This is a genomic window from uncultured Plantibacter sp. (assembly GCF_963518075.1).
Taxonomy (GTDB): Bacteria; Actinomycetota; Actinomycetes; order Actinomycetales; family Microbacteriaceae; genus Plantibacter; species Plantibacter flavus_A.
In genome coordinates this window covers 1-20,058 of the sequence record NZ_CAUQHZ010000026.1, presented here as the reverse complement: position 1 = coordinate 20,058, position 20,058 = coordinate 1, and the positions used below count along the sequence as shown (strand labels likewise).

The 20,058-nt window shown below is 70.7% G+C and carries 18 protein-coding genes; 16 read left to right on the top strand and 2 right to left on the bottom strand.

Features of this window, described 5'->3' with window-relative positions; all coding sequences use genetic code 11:
- The first annotated feature begins 432 nt into the window (after nt 1-432).
- The 12 genes from dnaK (at nt 433) to RWN05_RS17600 (ending at nt 13,014) form a co-directional block, all read left to right on the top strand.
- Entirely contained in the window at nt 433-2,295 is a 1,863-nt protein-coding gene (gene dnaK / locus RWN05_RS17655) for a molecular chaperone DnaK (RefSeq protein ID WP_064297153.1), read from the top strand.
- A gap of 2 nt (nt 2,296-2,297) precedes the next feature.
- Nucleotides 2,298-2,972 carry a nucleotide exchange factor GrpE gene (locus RWN05_RS17650; RefSeq protein ID WP_175117116.1) on the top strand — a complete coding sequence of 225 codons (675 nt, stop codon included), beginning with the start codon at nt 2,298-2,300 and terminating at the stop codon, nt 2,970-2,972.
- Nucleotides 2,973-2,974: 2 nt separating this feature from the next.
- Entirely contained in the window at nt 2,975-3,970 is a 996-nt protein-coding gene (locus RWN05_RS17645) for a DnaJ C-terminal domain-containing protein (protein ID WP_071262201.1), read from the top strand.
- A gap of 30 nt (nt 3,971-4,000) precedes the next feature.
- Complete coding sequence (locus tag RWN05_RS17640; RefSeq protein ID WP_064297156.1) at nt 4,001-4,417, top strand: heat shock protein transcriptional repressor HspR; 417 nt, start codon at nt 4,001-4,003, stop codon at nt 4,415-4,417.
- Between the two features lie 81 nt (nt 4,418-4,498).
- Nucleotides 4,499-5,140: a hypothetical protein gene (locus tag RWN05_RS17635; RefSeq protein WP_064297157.1), complete on the top strand. Its 642-nt coding sequence runs from the start codon at nt 4,499-4,501 to the stop codon at nt 5,138-5,140.
- Between the two features lie 39 nt (nt 5,141-5,179).
- Complete coding sequence (locus RWN05_RS17630; RefSeq protein WP_314140551.1) at nt 5,180-6,379, top strand: methyltransferase; 1,200 nt, start codon at nt 5,180-5,182, stop codon at nt 6,377-6,379.
- A gap of 193 nt (nt 6,380-6,572) precedes the next feature.
- The gene (locus RWN05_RS17625) at nt 6,573-7,490 is read left to right on the top strand and encodes a DUF817 domain-containing protein (protein WP_314140550.1); all 918 of its coding nucleotides are present in this window, start codon (nt 6,573-6,575) and stop codon (nt 7,488-7,490) included.
- Nucleotides 7,491-7,658: 168 nt separating this feature from the next.
- Nucleotides 7,659-9,380 carry an ATP-binding protein gene (locus RWN05_RS17620; RefSeq protein ID WP_314140549.1) on the top strand — a complete coding sequence of 574 codons (1,722 nt, stop codon included), beginning with the start codon at nt 7,659-7,661 and terminating at the stop codon, nt 9,378-9,380.
- Between the two features lie 52 nt (nt 9,381-9,432).
- Complete coding sequence (gene clpS / locus RWN05_RS17615; RefSeq protein ID WP_056009029.1) at nt 9,433-9,717, top strand: ATP-dependent Clp protease adapter ClpS; 285 nt, start codon at nt 9,433-9,435, stop codon at nt 9,715-9,717.
- On the top strand, nt 9,714-10,283 hold the full coding sequence (locus RWN05_RS17610) for a DUF2017 family protein (protein WP_285038443.1): 570 nt from the start codon (nt 9,714-9,716) through the stop codon (nt 10,281-10,283). The genes clpS and RWN05_RS17610 overlap by 4 nt, the downstream gene beginning before the upstream one ends.
- A gap of 52 nt (nt 10,284-10,335) precedes the next feature.
- Nucleotides 10,336-11,541, top strand: coding sequence for a glycosyltransferase (locus RWN05_RS17605; RefSeq protein WP_285038442.1), 1,206 nt, complete (start codon nt 10,336-10,338; stop codon nt 11,539-11,541).
- Nucleotides 11,542-11,550: 9 nt separating this feature from the next.
- Nucleotides 11,551-13,014 (top strand): MGDG synthase family glycosyltransferase, encoded by a 1,464-nt coding sequence (locus RWN05_RS17600; protein WP_314140547.1) that lies wholly within the window; start codon nt 11,551-11,553, stop codon nt 13,012-13,014.
- 10 nt (nt 13,015-13,024) lie between these two features.
- On the opposite strand, the gene RWN05_RS17595 is transcribed toward RWN05_RS17600, so the two are convergent.
- Complete coding sequence (locus tag RWN05_RS17595) at nt 13,025-15,283, bottom strand: glycoside hydrolase family 3 C-terminal domain-containing protein (RefSeq protein ID WP_314140546.1); 2,259 nt, start codon at nt 15,281-15,283, stop codon at nt 13,025-13,027.
- A gap of 106 nt (nt 15,284-15,389) precedes the next feature.
- On the opposite strand from RWN05_RS17595, the gene RWN05_RS17590 reads away from it, so the two are divergent.
- Nucleotides 15,390-16,058, top strand: coding sequence for an ABC transporter ATP-binding protein (locus RWN05_RS17590; RefSeq protein WP_285038440.1), 669 nt, complete (start codon nt 15,390-15,392; stop codon nt 16,056-16,058).
- Nucleotides 16,055-17,797: a hypothetical protein gene (locus RWN05_RS17585; protein ID WP_314140545.1), complete on the top strand. Its 1,743-nt coding sequence runs from the start codon at nt 16,055-16,057 to the stop codon at nt 17,795-17,797. Before RWN05_RS17590 ends, RWN05_RS17585 begins: the two co-directional genes overlap by 4 nt.
- Nucleotides 17,798-17,907: 110 nt before the next feature.
- Here RWN05_RS17585 and RWN05_RS17580 read toward each other — a convergent pair whose 3' ends face one another.
- The gene (locus tag RWN05_RS17580) at nt 17,908-18,909 is read right to left on the bottom strand and encodes an ABC transporter substrate-binding protein (RefSeq protein ID WP_314140544.1); all 1,002 of its coding nucleotides are present in this window, start codon (nt 18,907-18,909) and stop codon (nt 17,908-17,910) included.
- A gap of 291 nt (nt 18,910-19,200) precedes the next feature.
- Between RWN05_RS17580 and RWN05_RS17575 the strand changes: the two genes are divergently transcribed.
- Entirely contained in the window at nt 19,201-19,758 is a 558-nt protein-coding gene (locus RWN05_RS17575) for a hypothetical protein (protein WP_314140543.1), read from the top strand.
- On the top strand, nt 19,749-20,058 hold a 310-nt coding region (locus RWN05_RS17570), incomplete at its 3' end, for a hypothetical protein (RefSeq protein ID WP_314140542.1). The genes RWN05_RS17575 and RWN05_RS17570, both read left to right, overlap by 10 nt.

The window sequence follows — 20,058 nt, the reverse complement described above, 5'->3', positions numbered from 1 at the left end:
TCGGCGACGGCTCGACCGTGCACGTCGACGCGGTCGGCGGGAAGATCGTCGTCACGGAGCGTTCCGTGGTAGTGGCGGACGCCGCCTAGGCGGGGAGATGGATCGACAGGCTCAGGGACCGGACCTCCGGACCCTGAGCCTGTCGTCACTCCCGGATTGTTCCCCATCTCGGTCCCTGAGCTTGCCGAAGGGCACCTGGGTCGTGGTCACCCTGGCCATCCGCTGGGAGTTGAGCCAGACGGACTCAACTTTCTTGACGTCGAAACCAGGCCTCGGTAGCATTGAGTCATCTGGGCTCAAGTCTCGATGTCACACCAGCATCACCCCACCAATCAGCTCGGTGCCGAGCTCGTCGAGTCGGCCGGACGCGATCCGCATGCCGCCCGAGTCGACGAGTTCCGAACCGGCAGTCAACACAAGGAGAACCAACACATGGCACGTGCAGTAGGCATCGACCTCGGTACCACCAACTCGGTGGTCGCCGTCCTCGAAGGTGGAGAACCCACCGTCATCGCCAACGCCGAGGGCTTCCGCACCACCCCCTCCGTCGTCGCATTCACCAAGGACGGCGAGGTGCTCGTCGGCGAGACCGCGAAGCGCCAGGCCGTCACCAACGTCGACCGCACCATCGCGAGCGTCAAGCGCCACATGGGCACCGACTGGAAGTTCGACGTCGACGGCAAGAAGTACACGCCGCAGGAGCTCTCCGCCCGCATCCTCGCGAAGCTGAAGCGCGACGCCGAGCAGTACCTGGGCGACACCGTGACCGACGCGGTCATCACCGTCCCCGCCTACTTCAACGACGCCGAGCGTCAGGCCACGAAGGAGGCCGGTGAGGTCGCAGGCCTCAACGTGCTCCGCATCATCAACGAGCCGACCGCCGCAGCCCTCGCCTACGGCCTCGACCGCGGCAAGGAGGACGAGCTCATCCTCGTCTTCGACCTCGGTGGCGGTACCTTCGACGTCTCGCTGCTCGAAGTGGGCAAGGACGACGACTTCTCCACCATCCAGGTCCGCTCCACCTCCGGTGACAACCGCCTCGGTGGAGACGACTGGGACCAGCGCGTCGTCGACTACCTGATCAAGCGTTTCAAGGACTCGACCGGTGTCGACGTCTCGGGCGACAAGATCGCGAAGCAGCGCCTCAAGGAAGCCGCCGAGCAGGCGAAGAAGGAGCTCAGCTCCTCGATGTCGACCTCGATCCAGCTCCCGTACCTCTCCCTCACGGAGAACGGCCCGGCGAACCTCGACGAGACGCTCTCCCGCGCCAAGTTCGAGGAGCTCACGCAGGACCTGCTCGAGCGCACCCGCAAGCCGTTCAACGACGTCATCGCCGAGGCCGGCGTGAAGGTCTCCGACATCGCACACGTCGTGCTCGTCGGTGGATCGACCCGCATGCCCGCCGTCGCGGAGCTCGTCAAGAAGCTCACCGGTGGTCAGGAGCCCAACAAGGGCGTCAACCCTGACGAGGTCGTCGCCGTCGGCGCAGCCCTGCAGGCCGGCGTGCTGAAGGGCGAGCGCAAGGACGTGCTGCTCATCGACGTCACCCCCCTGTCGCTCGGTATCGAGACCAAGGGCGGCATCATGACGAAGCTCATCGAGCGCAACACCGCGATCCCCACGAAGCGGAGCGAGACCTTCACCACGGCCGACGACAACCAGCCGTCCGTCGCGATCCAGGTCTTCCAGGGCGAGCGCGAGTTCACCCGCGACAACAAGAACCTCGGCACCTTCGAGCTGACCGGCATCGCGCCGGCTCCGCGCGGTGTGCCGCAGGTCGAGGTCACCTTCGACATCGACGCCAACGGCATCGTGCACGTGTCCGCCAAGGACAAGGGCACCGGCAAGGAGCAGTCGATGACCATCACCGGTGGCTCGTCCCTCGGCAAGGAGGACATCGAGCGCATGGTCCGCGAGGCCGAGGAGCACGCTGCGGACGACAAGGCCCGCCGCGAGCAGGCCGAGGTCCGCAACAGCGCCGAGCAGCTCGCCTACTCGATCGACAAGCTCATCAAGGAGAACGACGACAAGCTGCCCGAGGACGTCAAGACCGACGTCCAGGCTGATGTCGACGCCCTGAAGAGCGCGCTCGCCGGTGAGGACGAGGACGCGGTGAAGACCGCGTTCGACAAGCTCAACGAGAGCCAGGTCAAGCTCGGCGAGGCGATCTACGCCCAGGCGCAGGCCTCCGAGTCCGCCGCAGGAACCGAGGCCCCGGCTGAGGAGGCGACCTCGGACGAGGACGTCGTCGACGCCGAGGTCGTCGAGGACGAAGACGACAAGGACAAGAAGTAACCATGACTGACGAGAACCAGAACCAGAACCAGGACGATCCCATCATTCGTGACAAGCGACGGATCGACCCGGAGACCGGCGAGGTTCGTCAGCCTGGCACCGAGGGGGTTGACGCCGACGCGTCGGCCCCCTCGGGCGCACCTGCCGAATCCGCCGACGCCGACGCACCGGCCGCCGACGACGAGCTGACCGTCGAGGACATCCTCAACGCGGCTCCCGAGGAGCCCGTTCAGGGCGGCGACCTCTCCCCGGCCGAGCAGCTCGCTGCAGAACGCCTCGGCGACCTGCAGCGCGTCACGGCCGAGTACGCGAACTACCGGAAGCGCACCGAGGCCGGCCGTGAGGTGGAGCGCGAGCGCACCACCGGCGAGGTCGCCAAGGTCCTGCTCCCGGTGCTCGACGACCTCGACCGCGCTGAGAAGCACGGCGACCTCGAGGGCGACGCCCCCTTCACGCAGATCGCGGCCAAGCTCCGCGGTGCTGCCGAGAAGCTCGGGCTGAAGCCGTTCGGAGTGGTCGGCGAGACCTTCGACCCCAACGTGCACGAGGCCATCTTCCAGCAGCCCACGCCGGGCGCCGAGGGCGAGACCGTCCTCGACGTCGTGGAGACCGGGTACCACCTGGGCTCCACCCTGCTGCGCGCCGCGAAGGTGGTCGTCGCGGTCCCGGCGAGCTAGCCATGGCGAGTCAGGACTGGTTCGACAAGGACTTCTACAAGGTCCTCGGCGTCAAGAAGGACGTGACGCCGGCGGAACTGAAGAAGGTCTACCGGAAGCTCGCCCGGCAGTACCACCCGGACTCCAATCCGGGTGATGCGAAGGCCGAGGCGAAGTTCAAGGAGATCAGCGAGGCCCACTCGGTCCTCGGCGACCCCGAGCAGCGCAAGGAGTACGACGCCGTCCGCGCCATGGGCGGTGGAGCACGCTTCACCGCTCCGGGTGCCGGCGGCGGCCAGGGCGGCTTCGAGGACGTCTTCGGGTCGATGTTCGGTGGTGGTGGCGGTGGTCGCCAGAGCTACAGCTACCAGCAGGCCCCGCAGGGGTACGAGGACATCCTCGGCGGCATGTTCGGCCAGGGTGGCTTCGGCCAGACCACCGGTGGCTTCCGGGGCTACGGCGGACCCACGCCCGGCCGCGACATCACCGCGCACACGACGATCGACTTCATCACGGCCACGCAGGGCGACACCATCTCCCTGCAGACCTCCGAGGGACGCACCATCAAGGTGAAGATCCCGGCGGGCGTGTCGGACGGACAGAAGATCCGCCTGCGCGGCAAGGGGCAGCCGAGTCCGGACGGCGGCGAACCCGGCGATATCGTGGTCACCGTGAGTGTCCGCAAGCATCCCGTGTTCGAACGCGACGGCCTGAACCTCCGCGTCACCGTACCGGTCACCTTCGTGGAGGCCGCGCTCGGCGCCACGATCGAGGTTCCGACGCTCGGCGGCGACCCCGTCAAGCTGCGGGTCGCCCCCGGTACGCCGAGCGGTCGCGTCCTCCGCGTCAAGGGCCGCGGTGTCGCGACGACGAAGGGCACCGGCGACCTCCTGGCCGTCGTGCAGATCGTCGTCCCGGCGCACCTCGGCGGCGAGGCCAAGGAAGCACTCGAACGGTTCCACGAGCTGGAGCCGAAGGACAACCCCCGCGACGAACTCATCGCTCGGGCTCGGGGCTAGTAACCAGCAGCACACGGAAGGGCAGAGAGCATGGACGAGCATTCGCCGGTCTTCGCGATCGCGATGGCTGCCGAGCTCGCCGGCATGCACCCGCAGACCCTCCGGCAGTACGACCGGCTCGGTCTCGTGTCGCCGACGCGGACCGCCGGGAAGTCGCGCAGGTACTCGATGCGCGACATCGCCCAGCTGCGTGAGGTGTCCAGGCTCAGTGCGGAGGGCGTCAGCCTCGAGGGCATCTCCCGCATCCTGACCCTGGAGAACGAGGTCAGCTCGCTCCAGGGTCGGGTGCGGGAGCTCGAGCACGCGCTCGCCAACGCCCTGTTGCGGACCCCGGGCAACCGGGTGTTCGCCGCAGGTATGGAGGGGAGCGTCGTCCCGATGCGGAGCGGTACCCGCACCCGCCGCCGGACCGAGGTCGTCGTCTGGCGGCCGTCGCTCTCCGAGTGACCGACGAAAGCGCACTCGTGGTCGTCATCCCACATGGATGACGACCACGAGTGCGCTTTCGTGTGAGCGTAGGGTTGGGGCATGAGCGCGCAGCCCGTGGTGACGAAGCCGGACCCGGCGCAGACCGCACCCGCGACGGCCCGGAGGCGGCGCGGCGCCCGGCTGACCGGACTGACCGCCTACCCGCTCATGTACTTCGGTGTCGTCGCCGGCGTGCTTCCGCTGCTGACGCTCGTCGTGATCGGCGCCCCGATCCTCGTCGGCGTCCTGCTCGGTGCGGGCGAAGCCGAATGGGTCGACGGCTTCTCGCGCGTGTTCGGGTTCATCCTGCTCTTCCTCACACCGCCGTTCGGTGCCTGGGTGTGGGGGTACGTCGCGCTCGGGGTCGTCGCCTTCCTCGGTGGCATCGCGCTCAGCCTGCGGATCCTGCGGCGTCACGGCGTGCGTCGCGCAGGAGCCGTCACGCACTGGGGCATGTGGGCCACCGTCCCGCTGCAGCTCATCTTCGCGGTGATCAGCCTCGTGATCGTGTTCGGTGCGATCGCGTCCGTCCGCGCCGAGGACGCCAGTGGCCTCGAGACCGTGCGAGCCTTCGGACAAGGCGTCGCCATCGCCACGGTCGTCAACCTCCTCGTCTCCGCCGGGCTCGGTGTCCTCGTCTTCCCGGCCGTCCTCCGGGCCGTGAAGGCGGAGAAGCCGGCTCGACGCGTCCGCCGACGGTGACGCCGTTCCTCGTATCGCGTGGCCGGTTACGCTGAGGGGATGCCCGAGTTCTCCTTCGACGCGCTGCGCCGGTTCCCCGATCACGAGGCACCCAACCTCTTCGCCGTCGACGCGACCGATCGGCTCCTGCTCGACGAAGCGGCCGAGGCCCTGGCCGGGCGGGTGCCGACGCCCGGCGAGATCGTCGTCGTCGGCGACGCCTACGGGGCCCTGACCCTGGGCGCCATCGCGCTCCTGGGGGCGACGGGCGTCCGGGTCCACCAGGACGCCGCCGTCGGAGAACGTGCCCTCGCGGCCAACGCCGAACGGCTCGGCGTCGACGGCGGCTTCCGCAACCTGCCGCTCGGCGAGGAGCTGTTCTCCGGCGCATCGCTCGTCCTCCTCCAGTTGCCCAAGCACCTCGAGGCACTGCACGAGATCGCCGCCGCCGTGGCCCGCTGGAGCGCTGCGGACGTCCGTCTCCTGGCCGGTGGCCGGGTGAAGCACCTGACGCCCGCGATGAACGAGGTCCTCGGTCGGAGCTTCTCGACCGTCACCGCGAGCCTCGCCCGGCAGAAGTCTCGGGTGCTCCGCGCCAGCGGCCCGGTGACCCCCGCCGTCGAGGGAGAGCGTGACGAGGCCGACACCACGGTCTCGACCACGCTGCGGGCCGAACACCACGCCGACATCTGCCTGACCATCGCCGCCACCGGCGCGGCGTTCGCGGGGACGAAGCTCGACATCGGCACCCGCTTCCTGCTCGAGGCGCTGCCGGAGATCGCGCCCGACGCCCGGACGGCCATCGACCTCGGCTGCGGCACCGGCGTCCTCGCGGTGTCGCTCGCCATCGCCCGGCCCGAGCTCACGGTCATCGCGACCGACCAGTCCGCTGCAGCGGTCGCCTCGACCACCGCGACCATCGCCGCCAACGACGACGCCGACCGCCGACTGGCCGAGCGCATCACGGTGCTCCGCGACGACGGCCTGTCGATGCAGCCGGACGCGTCAGCCGACCTCATCGTCCTGAACCCGCCCTTCCACAGCGGCACCACCGTGCACACGGGCGTCGCGCACGACCTGTTCGCCGAGGCCGCGCGTGTCCTGCAGCCGGGTGGCACCCTTGCCGTCGTGTGGAACTCGCACCTCGGCTACCGGGCGGCGCGCGAGCGGCTCGTCGGCCCGACGACGCAGCTCGCGCGCAACCAGAAGTTCACGGTGACGATCTCGCGCCCCCGGGCCGCCGGCGGGCCGCGTCCGTAACTCCTGCTGCTTGGACCGCTCGACGAGCACCGGCCGCTCAATCGCCGGCATCGTTGACAGTCCGGACGGGCGTTGCAGGAGTCATGTGCGTCAGGCGGCGTTCCAGAGGCGCTCGATGCGCGACGTCGCAGCCCGCGTCGGGGTGGTCCCGACGTCCCAGGTGCGGCGCCGAATGTGCCCGTATGCTGGCCCGATGTCCGAGCCGCCCACCCCCGCAGACGGAGCGGGTCGCGACGCACGTCGGGCGGACCAGCACGAACTGACCGCGGTCGAGCGCTGGATCGACGACCGGGCCAACCGCCTCCTGCGCGACGCCCCCGACGGTGGTGCGCGGGCGAAAGCCGTCGAGTTCCTCGTCTTCGGGGCGAAACAGGCGTGGGCGTGCATCTTCGGCGCAGCGATGCTCGCCGTGATCGTCGCCGCCCGCCTCTGGTACCCCGACGACGCCTGGCTCGCCCGGAACGACGCGCTCGTCATCGCTGCGATCGTCATCCAGGTGGTCATGATCGCCACGAGGCTGGAGACCGGTCGCGAACTCTGGGTGATCGTCCTGTTCCACGTCGTCGGGACGGGTATGGAGCTGTTCAAGACCGGGATCGGGTCGTGGGAGTACGACGGCGGCGGGGTCCTGCACCTCGGCTCCGTGCCGTTGTACACCGGGTTCATGTACGCGGCCGTCGGGTCGTACATGGTCCGCGTGTACCGGCTCTTCGACTTGCGGTTCGACCGCTATCCACGGGTGTGGCTCACGACGATCATCGCCGCCGGCATCTACGTCAACTTCTTCAGCCAGCACTACGTCGTCGATCTGCGATGGGTGCTGCTCGCTGCCGTCCTCCTCGTGTTCGCACGGACGATGATGCACTTCCGCGTGTTCCGTCGGACGCACCGCATGCCCGTGCTGCTGGCGTTCCTGCTCGTGGCCTGCTTCATCTGGATCGCGGAGAACATCGGGACGATCACGGGCGCCTGGCTGTACCCGAATCAGGAGGACGGCTGGCAACTCGTCCCGCTCACCAAGCTGGTGTCGTGGTTCCTCCTCATGATGACTTCAGTGGTGATGGTCACCTGGGTGTACCCGCCCAAGCGGCCCGATCACGTGCCGACCTGAGCCGCCTGCTGTCAACGGTTTCGGAGCGCGGTCCGCACACCGGGTAGGGTTCGGGAGTGAGCGGCCCGAGCCCGGTGATCGCTCGTCCCCTTCCGGAGAGCAGCCATGGCCCAGCGTCAGCCCCAGGATCCACGATTCCGTGATCGTGGCGGCGCCCGGCCAGCCCCCATGCAGGCGGGTCACGTTCAAGCCGGCCCGGCCCGGCCCGCCCCGGCTCGACCTGCCGCCGCTCCACGACCCGCGTCACCGGCCGTCGGCATCTCCGTCCCGGCGGCGGCCGCCGCACCCCTCCCGCGGACGAACCACCTCTTCGCCGGAGCGCAGTTCGCGTTCATCGCCTCGATCCTGATGCTCGGGCTGTACATCGGCCTGACCTCGACCTGGACCCTGCTGGAGCCCGACTTCCTCATCGGGCTCTCCCTGACGGCCGCGGCCACGTCCCTGCTCTTCGCCGTGCCACCGTCCGGCGCGCTCCGTGGCCTGCTCGTGCTGGTGCCGACCATCGACATCCTCGCCGTCGGCTTCTTCCGCGACACCCTGCCGAACCTGCCGACGTCGGGTCTCCTCATCGTGATCCCGGTCCTCTGGCTCGCGGGTGGGTTCGGGGTCTCGGCCCTGCCCGTCCCGGTCTTCGGAGCGATCTTCGTCTCCCTCATCCCGGTGGCGCGCGCCGGTGCATGGCCGACGACGCCGGGCGGGTGGGGTGCGATCTGCATCCTGCCGGCCCTCGTCCTCATCATGACCGTCACCGTGCATCTGGCCGCGCGTCAGCTCCGCGCCCATGAGGGACGGGCGCGTATCGCCCTCGCCGCGGCGACGGAGGCGGCGGCCATCGCGACGACGGTCTCGGAGTCGGTCGACGCCGCCGTCGCCTTCTTCCGGCCCGACGGCACGGCGGCGCTCCGCAACGAGGCGACGTACGAGCAAGCCGAATTGGCCGGGTTCGACCGGAAGACCCGCGCCGGTGTCCATGTGTACGGACCGGACCGGAAGACTCGGGTGTCGCCCGAGAAGCAGGTCATCAACCGGGCGCTGCGCGGGGAGAGCTTCCGGGGCGAACTGTATTGGATCGGCGAGCCGGGAGACCAGCGCGCCATCATCGGCAACGCGAGACCGGTGCACACCGACGACGGCACCTTCGTCGGCACCATCACGGTCGGGCACGACGTGACCGACCTCGCCAATGCGTTGGCGCTGCGCGAAGCGTTCCTCATCGACGTCTCGCACGAGCTCCGCACCCCGTTGACGTCGATCATCGGCTACCTCGACCTCCTCACCGAGGGACATGACCTCCGGCAGCTCGGACTGGAACGCGAGGTCTCGACGATCCAGCGCAACGCGGAGCAGCTGTACGCGATCATCGGCGACCTGCTCGCGGCGGGGGACGCCGAGATGCGGGTGCGCATCGCCCTCACCGACGTCGCCGACATCGCCCGGGCGAGCGCGGCCGCGATCCTGCCGCAGGCGTCGGAGGCCGGTGTCGCCGTTCGGGCCGAGATCCCTCCCCACGTGGAACTGGAGGGCGACGGCGGCCGGCTCCGCCAGGTCCTCGACAACCTGCTGTCGAACGCGGTGAAGTACACCCCGCGGGGTGGACGGGTCGCGGTGACCGTCGCGGTGGACGGTGAGACCTGCACCGTCAACGTCGCGGACACCGGCATCGGCATCTCGCCGGACGACCAGCGGCAGCTCTTCGATCGCTTCTTCCGGGCCAGGGAGGTCCGCGACGACGCGCGGCCAGGCGTCGGACTCGGGCTGTCGATCGTGAAGTCCATCACCGAGGCGCATCATGGTTGGATCACCGTGTCCAGCCGCCCGGGCCGCGGCTCCACCTTCACCGTGACCCTGCCGCTCCGCCAGCCGCGCGCCGGCGCACCGTCCGCTTCCTGAGTCGGACCCAGGCAGGGAGGCGCTTCGGCACACATCGTGGGAGGCTTGGAGGATGGCGCAGATCCTCGACCAGCCGATCGTCGACGAGGCGACCCTCACCATGCAGCCGTGGGTCACCATCGTGTGGAACGACCCGGTGAACCTCATGTCCTATGTCTCGCTCGTGTTCCGCAGCTACTTCGGTTACACGCACGAGGAGGCGGAGCGACTCATGCTTGCCGTGCACCACGAGGGCCGCGCGGTCGTCGCGACCGGCAACCGCGAGGAGATGGAGCGCCACGTCGAGGCCATGCACGGGTACGGGCTCTGGGCCTCGCTCGCGAAGGCCGACGCATGAGCGCGTTCGTCCGTCCGCCCGTCGGACCCGTCGTGCTCCGCCTCGACGAGCAGGAGACCTCGATCCTCGAGCAACTGGCGAGCCAGCTCGTCGACATGCTCGAGGACGCGACGCGCGCCGGGCTGGCGACCGCCGTGGAGCTCGACCCCGCCATGGCGCGACTGGTGCCGGAGGGGTACCGCGACGATCCCGAGGCCGCCGCGGAGTTCCGACGCTTCACCGCCGACGACCTCGTCGGCGGCAAGGTGACCGCGGCGCGGACCGTCCTGGCGGCGCTCACCACCGACGCGTCCGATGCGGCTCAGCCGACCGAGGTCCCGGCGGGCCACGAGGACGGTGCAGCCGTGACCCTCGAGGGTGAGACGGCCTGGACCTGGCTGCGGTTCCTCAACGACACCCGGCTCACCATCGCGGCTCGACTCGGCATCGAGGAGGACGACGCGGAGCCGTTCGACCCGTCTCCGACGACGTCGGAGGACGAGCAGGATCCGCAGCTCATGATGGCGATCTACGCCTGGCTCGGGTACCTGCAGGAGTCGATCGTCGCCGTCCTCGACGAAGCCTGAGTCGCATCGCCGGACACCTCGGACCCTGGCGCCACGGGTAGCCTTGGTGACCATGCACATCCTCGTCTTCAGCGACCAGCACCCCGAGTCGTCCGGCGGGGCCCAGGTCTCGATCCGACTGCAGCGGCGCTTCCTGGAGGCCGCGGGGCACACCGTCACGGTGTGCTCACCGCGGATGCACCAGGCGCACGACGACGACCCGCACTACCTCGACACCCCCTCGATCCCCATCACACTCGACCGCGAGTACTCGATGACCGTGCCCGGCCGGCTCACCGACCGCTGGCTCGACGCACGCCTGGCCGAGCTGCCCCCGGTCGACGTCGTGCACGTGCAGGCCGACTTCTGGCAGGCGCTCACGGCCTACCGCTACGCCGAACGGCGCGGGATCCCGGCGCTCCACACCATGCACAACCGCATGGACGTCGGCATCGAGCAGACCATGCCGGCGCCGGGCCTCGTCGTCGGAGCCTTGTCCTGGTGGCAGCGCAGAGTCCTCCGGCCGCGGCTCTCGACCCTGCCCACGGGCGTCTGGTCCTACCTGCAGGAGTTCGCCAAGCGTGCTGCCGTCGTCATCGCGCCGTCGCACCACTTCGCACGCGTCCTCCGCGAGCAGGGCGTGACCGCCCACGCCGAGGTCCTGTCGACGGGCGTCGACGACGCGGTGCTCGACGAGATCCTCGACGAACGCGCGACCACGCTCCACGTGCCGCACCGGCTGCCGTCGTTCGTGTGGATCGGCCGCTTCAGCCAGGAGAAGCGGCTCATGGAGTTCCTCGAGGCGGTCCGGCTCGCGGACGTCGACGCGGTGTTCCGCCTCTACGGGGCCGGACTCCTGCTCGCGAAGGCCCAGGCGTTCGTCGCCGAACACGACCTCGCCGACCACGTCGTCTTCGCCGGACGTGTCTCCTACCCCGACTCGCTGCGCGCCATCGCCGACGCCGATGCGCTGGTGCAGACGTCGATCGGGTTCGAGACGCAGGGCATGACCGTGTTCGAGGCGGCCGCACTCGGCACTCCGTCGATCATCAGTGACCCGAACATCGCGGCGGAGCTCCCCGCCGACTCGATGTGGCAGCCGACGGACGGTGGGGTCGAGGCGCTCGCCGAAGCGATCCGCCGCGCCGTCGCCGACGTCGAGGCGGGTACCGCGCCCGTCGTCGCACCGGGCCTCGCCCGCACCCTGCGCCAGTCGACGCAGACCACCCGCCTCATCGCCCTGTACGAGGCAGCCCTGGCGCCGGAGGCCGCGCGCTAGCATCGGCTCATGCGCAGGACATCGAAGCAGCAGCCCGGGCCGGACGGCGTGGAACGCGTCCTGATCCTCTCCGCCGGGGTCGGGTCCGGACACAACAGCGCCGCCGCCGCCGTGGAACAGGCGTGCGCCGGGCGTCCCGACGTCACCGAGGTCGAGGTCCTGGACGTCCTGCAGGCGAGTACCTCCCTGTACCGCGACGTCCTCGGCAAGGGGTACTTCGTGCTCGTCGAGGAGACGCCCTGGCTCGTGGAGTGGGGCTACGACCTCAGCGACGCACCGTTCCGTCGTCGCGGTCCGCTCGACCCCTGGACGCGGGCGAACGCGATGCCGGTGGTGAGCGCGATCAAACGCTTCAGGCCCACGGCGATCATCTGCACCCACTTCCTCCCGGCCCAGTTGCTGGCCTCCCTCATCCTGCGAGGCGCCGTCGACGCCAGGACCGCGGTCGTCACCACGGACTACGACTTCCAGGGGCTGTGGCTGACGAGCGCCTTCCACGCGCTCTTCCTCGCTCGGGAGGAGGGACGGGTCCAGCTGACGGCCCTGGGGCTCCCGCCCGACCGGGTCGTGGCTTCGGGGATCCCCATCGCCGCCCAGCCGAGCGGCCCGCCCGAGCGCGACCCGGCGGCACCCCCCATGTTGCTCATCTCGGCCGGTGCGTCCGGCGGTGACTACGCGCTCGCGGTCGTCCGACAGACACTGCACCTCCGGTCGCCGTTCACCGCGACGATCGTGTGCGGGCGGAACGAGGCGCTGCGGCGGAGCGTCGAGGACCTCATCGCGCCCGGCGACGACCGCTACACCGTGCTCGGCTTCACCGACGAGATGCCGCAGCTCCTGCGCCGAGCCGACCTGTTCATCGGCAAGCCCGGAGGACTGTCGGCGTCGGAGTGCATGGCCGCCGGTCTGCCGATGGTGCTCGTGAACCCGATCCCCGGGCAGGAGGTCCGCAACGGCGACTACCTCATGGAGCAGGGCGCTGCCGTCCGGTGCAACACCGCGACGACGATCGGGTGGAAGATCGACGGGATCCTCGGCGAGCCGGGGCGACTGGAGCGGATGCAGGCCGCAGCCCGACGGGTCGGTCGCCCCGACGCGGCTCGCGACGTCGTCGACCGGCTGCTCGATGGTCCGGCGCGACCGTTCGTCGTGACCCGGGCAGCGCAGAAGACGATCTTCGACGCGAGCGCGCGGCGGGTGGTCGCGAGCGAGCTCGTGGGTGAGTCGGCCCTCGTGCGCCTCGTCGACCCGGCGGCGTCCAGCACGGTGGCGTTGCTCCGGGCCGGTGAGCTGGACGACCTGCAGCAGCGCTACACCGGGCCGGACGGCACCCTCGTACTGCGACGCGACGACGCCGTGCTCTCCGTCCGGCGCGACACGCAGCGTCTGCTCCGCGCCGTCCTCGGACGGGACGACGAGCTCGCCGTGCGGGTCGAGGGCCTCGCCGACCTCGAACCGGCCGGCCCGAGCTGATCGGATCGGATCAGCCGACGGTGTCCGGCAGTCTGGCTGGGTCGTCGTCGAGGTCGCTGTCGCCGGCCCGCAGCGGGACGGCGGTCGCCCAGGTCGAGGGGCTGTGCTGGGCGGCCTGCAGGGCCCAGTCGCCGGCGCGGGCCGACCAGCGGCGGGTGACCGGGTCGCGTTCGAGCGTCGGTGTCGGATCGAGGACGACCCGGACGACGCGTTCCTCGCCCGCCTGCAGGGTCACCTTCCGGAACCCGAGGAGCTGGGCGACCGGTCGATCGAGCGCGGTGTCGGCGGCGTAGAGCTGGACGACGGTCGACCCCTCGCGCGGACCGGTGTTCGTCACGAGGACCTCGGCGGTCCCGCCGGTGTCCTCGAACCGGTGCCCGAGCAGGCGGTGGTCGATCGTCGTATACCCGAGGCCGAAGCCGAACGGGAAGGCCGGCGTGTGACCCTCATCGTCCAACCGCCGCTGACCCCAGCGGTCGTCGTACACGACGGCCTTCGCCTCGCGGTCGAACGGCGGCAGGTGTGCGGGATCGGTCGGGATCACGAAGGGCAGTCGCCCGCCGGGCTCGACCACACCGGTCAGGACGTCGGCGAGCGCTCGACCGCCCTCCATCCCGCCGTACCAGGCGAGGACGAGGGCCGGGACGCGGTCGCGCCAGGCCTCGGTCAGGATGGCGCTCCCGCCGACGAGTACGACGACCGTGCGCGGGTTGGCTGCGGCGACGGCCAGGATGAGGCGTTCGTCCGAGGGTCGGAGGCGGAGCGAGGCGCGGTCGCCGCCGCGCACGAACCGCGACGCCAGGTGCGCGACGCCCGTGATGGCGCTGCGGAGTCGACCCGAGTCCAGGGCCGCTCCGAGGACACCGACGTCGACGCCGCCGGTGACGACCGACTCGCCCTCGTCGTGCTGGTCGAAGCCGACGACGACGACGGCCGTGTCGGCGGCCGCCGCCGCAGTGACCGCGGCCCGCATGTTCCCGGCCGGGGTGCTCGTGATCTGCGTGTCGGGGAGTGCCTCACGGAGCCCCTGCAGCGGCGAGACGGTGGTCGGCGGACGGACGCGCGACGAGCCGTGGTCGCCGAGGTTCGCCCGGTCCGCGAGACGGCCGACCACCGCGATCCGACGGGTCGTCGCCGACAGGGGGAGGAGCGGTGCGCCGTCGTCGACCGGGCGGTTGGCGAGGAGCACGATCGACTCCTCGGCGACGTGCCGGGCGAGCGCGCGGTGGGCCGAGCCGGCGACGACGTCCGCCGAGGGCTGCGGTTCGGCGCGGGTCGCGGCATGCAGGAGGGTCGTCCGCAGGATGCGCCGAGCCGAGCGCAGGACGGTCGCGTGCTCGAGGGTGCCGTCCCGCAGGGCGGCGGGCAACTCGTGCGCCCGTCGCAGGCGGAGCGGCATCTCCACGTCCATCCCGGCCTCCAGGCTGCCGACGGCGTCGTGCGTGCCGAAGACCCAGTCGCTCGTGACGAAGCCGGTGAAGCCCCACTCCTCCCGCAGCACGTCCGTGAGCAGCGGACGGTTGACGTCCATGTACTCGCCCCGCACCCGGTTGTAGGCGCTCATGACCGAGTCCGCGCCGGCGTCGATCACGGCCTTGAAGTGCGGCAGGTAGACCTCGTGCAGTGCGTGGTCGTCCACGGAGACGTCGACCTCGAACCGCTCGTCCTCCATGGAGTTGAGCGCGAAGTGCTTCACGCACGCCATCGTGTGGACGCGGACGCCGCGGGTCATGGCCGACCCCATCCGGCCGGTCAGCACCGGATCCTCGCCGTAGCACTCCTGGGCGCGGCCCCACGCGGGATGGCGGAGGAGGTTGACGCAGACGGACGCCGAGTAGTTCGCCCCGCGGATCCGCGTCTCCGCACCGATCGCCTCACCCACCTGCTCCTCGAGCACCGGGTCCCAGGTGGCCGCCCGCGCCATCGTCACTGGGAACGCGGTCGACTCGCCGATGACGACACCGCGGGCGCCGTCACTGAACCGGATCCCCGGGATTCCGAGCCGCGGGACGGCTCCGGCCACGAACGGACGCCGGTGGAGCAGCACGGGGATCAGCGGGAGGAGTCGGCGCGGGGAGTCGCCGTCGAGCAGCCCCAGGAGTTCCGCGTCGGTCAGCCGCTCGATCAGTCGTTCGGCGCCTGCGTCGGCGTCGAGGCGTCCGGCGCGGATCTCCCGCACGACCTCGTCGTAGGCGTCGCCCTCGGGTGGTCCGCCTGCGCGGCGCTGCTTCGGCGGACGCGCGTTCCGGCGCCCGGTGACGATTCCCATGCTCTGCATTCTGCACCCTCGGCCGGCATGCTGAGCCCCGACAGCCGACCGCACGATCAGTCGCGCGGCGGAGGACACCTCGGCGGGCGCCTGCGAGGATGGGACGATGTCGGGACACGAGGGGGAGTCGGTTGCCGCGCTGCAGCCGCTGATCGAGGCGGACGGCGTCGGAGCGGTGATCGACGGGGAGACCCTGCTGGCGCCCACCGACATCCGGGTCGAGCCGGGGATGGCGCTCGCCGTCCGGGGGCGGAACGGATCGGGCAAGACGACCCTGTTGCGGATCCTCAGCGGACGGCTGCGTCCGTCGAGCGGGACGGCGACGATCGGCGGCCGGACCATCGACGACCGCGACCGCACGGTGCGTCGCTCCGTCTCAGCCCTCATCGGCACCCCGGCCTACGCGCCGGACCTGACGCTGCGCGAACACCTGCGCTACATCTCGACGACGTGGGGTGTGACCGGGCAGGCGGCGGACGACGCGGCCGACGAGCTGCTCGCGGCCCTGCGCATCGACACGCTCGCGCGCCGCTTCGCCACCGAGCTGTCTTCGGGTCAGTCGCAGCTGTTCGCCCTGGCGACGGCGCTCGTCCGGCCCTTCGACGTCCTCGTGCTCGACGAACCCGAGCAGCGCCTCGACGCCGAGCGGCGTGGCCTCGTCGCCGACCGCATCCTGCTCGCGAAGGGGCGCGGGGCGGCGATCGTCTTCGCGAGCCACGACGCCGGGCTCGTCGAACGGGTCGCGGACGAGGCGATCACGGTCGAAGCCCCGTGAGCACCGGCTCCGGGCGCATCACGCGCGACGACCGTCGGATCCTCCGCGCCGGCCGGGCGGTGCTCGCCGCGCGCGACGGGCGTCCGCGGGTCACCGATGTCGCGTTCGTCGTCTACGCCGGGCTGCTCGTCGCACTCATCGTGGGCGCTCCGCTCGTGCGGTTCGCGGTCCTCGGACTGATCGAGCCAGATGCCGCGGGTGTCGTGGCTGCCGTCCGGCCCGGGGCGGTCGCGCTGCTCTCGGCGATTGCGACGATCGTGGTCGTGCTCGCAGGCCGGACGAGGGGACCGGTCGTGCCGAGGCCTGCGGCGGTGCAGTTCCTCGCCGATTCGCCACTGCCGCGTCGGCTCACGCTGCGTCGTCCCTTCGTCGTCTCCGCGCTCGCACTCGCAGGGCTCTCGGTCCTGGTGGCCGGGGTGGTCGGCTTGTCGCGACTCCTGGTGCCGGGGGAGCGAGCCGCCGTCTCGATCGGAGCGGCCGCCGACACGGCCTCGGTGATCGGCTTGACCGGACCGACCGTGCCCGCCGCCGTGGTGGCGTTCGTGATCGGTGCCGTGGGGTTCTCCCTGCTCCTCGCGGTGGCGTGGCTGCTCGGTCAGCACGGTTCGCGACGGACGGTCTCCGCCGTGGTCATCGTCGCCGGTGTGGGCGGAGTGCTCGGTCTCCTCGTCCCCGGCATGCTGCTCGTCTCCCCGTGGGGTTGGCTGGGGCTCCTCTGGTCGCCGGTCGCGGGCGGTGTCGAGAGCATGGTGCTCGGTGGCGCACTCGCGACGGGGGACTGGGCGGGGCTCTTCACCTGGGGTGGCGGCGGTGGCTGGTTCGCGTCGGTGGGGGTGCCGGTGTCGTGGTGGCCGGCGGTCGCGCTCGTCGTGCTCGGGGCGGTCTCCCTCCTGCTCGTCCCGAGGGCACTGGACGGACTGCGGAGCGGACCCCTCCTCGACCAGGCGCTGCGCTGGCAGCGGGTCGGGATGATGCTGCAGAGCGGTGACGCCTCGGGTGCCGTCGGCGGGCTGCGGGTCTCCCCGACGAGCGGTCGCCGTGTCCCGCTGCGGATGACGGGGCCGTTCTGGCTCGTCGTCCTCCGGCGGTCGATCGTCGGAGCTCGGCGGACACCCGGGCGGGTCGCCCTCGGTTCCCTCATCCTGGCGGTGTCCGGTGCGGCGGTCGGTCTGTCCTTCGGGCTCCCGGACGGTGTGCGGTGGATGCTCGCCGTCCCCGCGGCGTTCCTCGCCTACCTCGCCGTGGGCGTCTGGTGCGACGCCGTGCGGCACGGGGTGGAGAGCGCCGGGACGCCGACGCTCTACGGCCGGAGCCCGCGGTCGCTCGTCCTCGCCGGAGCCGTCGCCCCGCTGCTGGCCGCGGTCGTGATCGGTGGGGTCGGTGCCCTGCTCGGGGTGCTCGCCTCCGCGGCACCGGGCGGGATGACCCTCCTCCAGCCGCTCGGGTGGTGGCTGCTGCTCGCGGTCTGGATCGTCGTGCTCCGCACGTTCGACGCCGCGAAGGGACCACTGCCGATCCTGCTGCTCATGCCCGTCCCGACACCGTTCGGCGATGCGTCGTCGCTGAACGTCCTGCTCTGGCAGTCGGACGCCATCCTGCTGGCGTTCCTCGTCGGCGGTGGGTTGACGGCGCTGGCACCGGTGGCACCGGGTGCGGCGCTCGTCCTACTGGTGGGAGTGCTCGTCATCGTCGCGGCGCTGGGGTTCGCGCGGTTGCTGAAGTTGTCCCGGCCGGCCTGAGCTGATGCGCTCAGCGTGAGAGCCGGAGAACAGCGCGAGAGCCGGACGGAAGACGCGATTCCGTCCGGCTCTCGCGCGGATCTCCTGCTGTGGTGCTGGTGGGGTGGACCCTACTTCGCGACCCTGGCGGCGGCCTCGGCGAGCTTCGGGACGAGCTGCTCGAGGACGACGGGGATGCTGAGCACGGAGGCCGCGCTGTAGGCCTGCGTGAGCTCGTCGGCGGGGTCGAGGACGATCGCGCGACCGTCCTGCACCACGGGGAGGCTCGCGAGGAGCGGGTCGGCGGTGGTGTCCGCTGCGCTGAACCCGATCGGGAGGAGGACGGCGACGTCGGCGTCGAACGCGGACACCTGCTCGGCGGAGACCGCCGCGTAGAAGCCGGAGGCCTCGAGGTCGAGGACGGCCGGGTTCTGCTGGAAGCCGAGGTCGGCGAGGATGTCGAAGCGACCGTCGCCCTCGAGGTAGGCGCCGTAGGCGTCGCCGAACTTCGTCGCGGCGACGGTGGTGAGCCCCGCGAACTCCTGGTGGAGGTCGGCGGCCTCGTTGATCGACTGCTTCGTGGCGGAGACGAGCGCGTCACCCTCCTGGGTCTTCCCGAGCGCGGCGGCGACCTGCTCGAGCTGGACGTCCCACGGGGTCGCGAACGCGGCGGTCCCCTTGGGTGCGAAGACGGTCGGTGCGATCTCCGAGAGCCGCTCGTACTGCTTCTCGTCGCCGGCGGATCGGGTGTTGAGGATGAGGTCGGGTTCGAGCGCCTGGATCTGCTCGTAGTTGACGGTGTCACCGCTGTCCTCGATGATCTCGGGGGTGACGTCGCCGAACAGGTCGGTGGCCCACGGGCCGACGGCCTTGTTGTCGGCGCCGAAGGACTGCCAGTCGTACACGCCGACGGGCACCACGCCGAGGGAGAGCGCCATCTCCGCGTCGGACCAGCCGAGGGCGACGACGGTGAGGTCGCCGGCGGGCTCCGGGACGGTCACCTCGCCGAACATGGTGTCGACGGTGCCGAGCGTGCCGGTGGAGGCGTCGTCGGTGGAGGACCCGGCGGTGCAGCCGGCGAGGGCGAGGCCGGCGACCGCGAGGGCGGCGACGGCGGTGAGCGTGCGGGGCATGCGGCGCATGTTCTGCTTTCCGTTGAAGACGTGGGGTATGAGGTAAGCCTAAGCTTCCCAAGTCACGTCCCGGTAACGCTTGTGCTTCGGCCAGCGCGGTGCGCTGACGTGAGCGCGGGCCACTGACGCGAGCGCGCCCCTCCGGAGACCCGCGGTCACGTTCCCAGGGGTGCGCTCACATCAGCGCACCGCGCTGGCACGCGGACCAGTTTGTGCGACATATGTCCGTGTAGGCATATCTGCTCTGTGGATAACCCTGGGCCCGAGTCTGGGCGCGCTTAGCGTCGAGGGATGCCACGGACTTCTCGCTCTCGCTCCGCCTCCACGATCGTTCTCACGGCGGGAGTGCTCGCCCTCACCGCGTGCACCGGACCTGATCCTGCGCCGCCCCCGAAGAGCTCGCCGCCGGTCTTCGAAAACGAGGAACAGGCGCTGGCGGCCGTAACCGATACGTATCAGCGTTTCCAGGAGCTCTCGTTCCAGATCCTCGCCGAAGGTGGAGCGAACCCGGAACGGATCTCGACGCTGGCATCAGACGACGTCGCTCAGGTCGAGATCGACGGGTACCGCCGATCGGCAGAGCTGGGGTACACCGTCACCGGTACGCCGTCGGTGCAATCGGTCGTCCTCGACCTCTGGCTGCCACACCCGGACTCCCTCCAGATCGTGGCTCGTGCAGACGTCTGTGTCGACATCTCCAGCGTCCAGGTGCTCGATAGCGCCGGGGCGTCTGTCGTGCCAGCCGATCGCGCGACCCAGTCGCTCTGGTCAGTCGACGTCGCGTACCGAGAAGCAGATCGATCGCTCTTCGTGAGTTCCAAGCAGAAGGAGAAGGACCAATGCGACTGAACGAATCTCACCGGCCGACGGTGCTCACCGGCTGGGCGATGGTTCTCGGCCTGGTCCTCGCGCTCGGCCCCGGAACGGCTGCGGTCGCTGCGCAGTGCTCGGACTTGGACCATTCCATCGGCGCTTGCATCGGCAACGGTTCGGTCGACATCGGTGGCAGCGTCGAGCAGCCTGGTTCGGGCGGCGGCGGTGGCTCCGGCGGCGGGACGGGCGGAGGGGGAGGTGGCGGTTCGGCCGAGTTGCCACCCGGGGTGACCGACGGGCCCAACGGTGAGCGGACGGTCTGCAGCCTCATGCGGC

Bases quoted from the DNA above. Each gene is read 5' to 3' on its own strand.
- dnaK (WP_064297153.1), top strand. From the start codon at position 433: ATGGCACGTGCAGTAGGCATCGACCTCGGTACCACCAACTCGGTGGTC.
- RWN05_RS17650 (WP_175117116.1), top strand. From the start codon at position 2,298: ATGACTGACGAGAACCAGAACCAGAACCAGGACGATCCCATCATTCGT.
- RWN05_RS17645 (WP_071262201.1), top strand. From the start codon at position 2,975: ATGGCGAGTCAGGACTGGTTCGACAAGGACTTCTACAAGGTCCTCGGC.
- RWN05_RS17640 (WP_064297156.1), top strand. From the start codon at position 4,001: ATGGACGAGCATTCGCCGGTCTTCGCGATCGCGATGGCTGCCGAGCTC.
- RWN05_RS17635 (WP_064297157.1), top strand. From the start codon at position 4,499: ATGAGCGCGCAGCCCGTGGTGACGAAGCCGGACCCGGCGCAGACCGCA.
- RWN05_RS17630 (WP_314140551.1), top strand. From the start codon at position 5,180: ATGCCCGAGTTCTCCTTCGACGCGCTGCGCCGGTTCCCCGATCACGAG.
- RWN05_RS17625 (WP_314140550.1), top strand. From the start codon at position 6,573: ATGTCCGAGCCGCCCACCCCCGCAGACGGAGCGGGTCGCGACGCACGT.
- RWN05_RS17620 (WP_314140549.1), top strand. From the start codon at position 7,659: ATGCAGGCGGGTCACGTTCAAGCCGGCCCGGCCCGGCCCGCCCCGGCT.
- clpS (WP_056009029.1), top strand. From the start codon at position 9,433: ATGGCGCAGATCCTCGACCAGCCGATCGTCGACGAGGCGACCCTCACC.
- RWN05_RS17610 (WP_285038443.1), top strand. From the start codon at position 9,714: ATGAGCGCGTTCGTCCGTCCGCCCGTCGGACCCGTCGTGCTCCGCCTC.
- RWN05_RS17605 (WP_285038442.1), top strand. From the start codon at position 10,336: ATGCACATCCTCGTCTTCAGCGACCAGCACCCCGAGTCGTCCGGCGGG.
- RWN05_RS17600 (WP_314140547.1), top strand. From the start codon at position 11,551: ATGCGCAGGACATCGAAGCAGCAGCCCGGGCCGGACGGCGTGGAACGC.
- RWN05_RS17595 (WP_314140546.1), bottom strand. From the start codon at position 15,283: ATGGGAATCGTCACCGGGCGCCGGAACGCGCGTCCGCCGAAGCAGCGC.
- RWN05_RS17590 (WP_285038440.1), top strand. From the start codon at position 15,390: ATGTCGGGACACGAGGGGGAGTCGGTTGCCGCGCTGCAGCCGCTGATC.
- RWN05_RS17580 (WP_314140544.1), bottom strand. From the start codon at position 18,909: ATGCCCCGCACGCTCACCGCCGTCGCCGCCCTCGCGGTCGCCGGCCTC.
- RWN05_RS17575 (WP_314140543.1), top strand. From the start codon at position 19,201: ATGCCACGGACTTCTCGCTCTCGCTCCGCCTCCACGATCGTTCTCACG.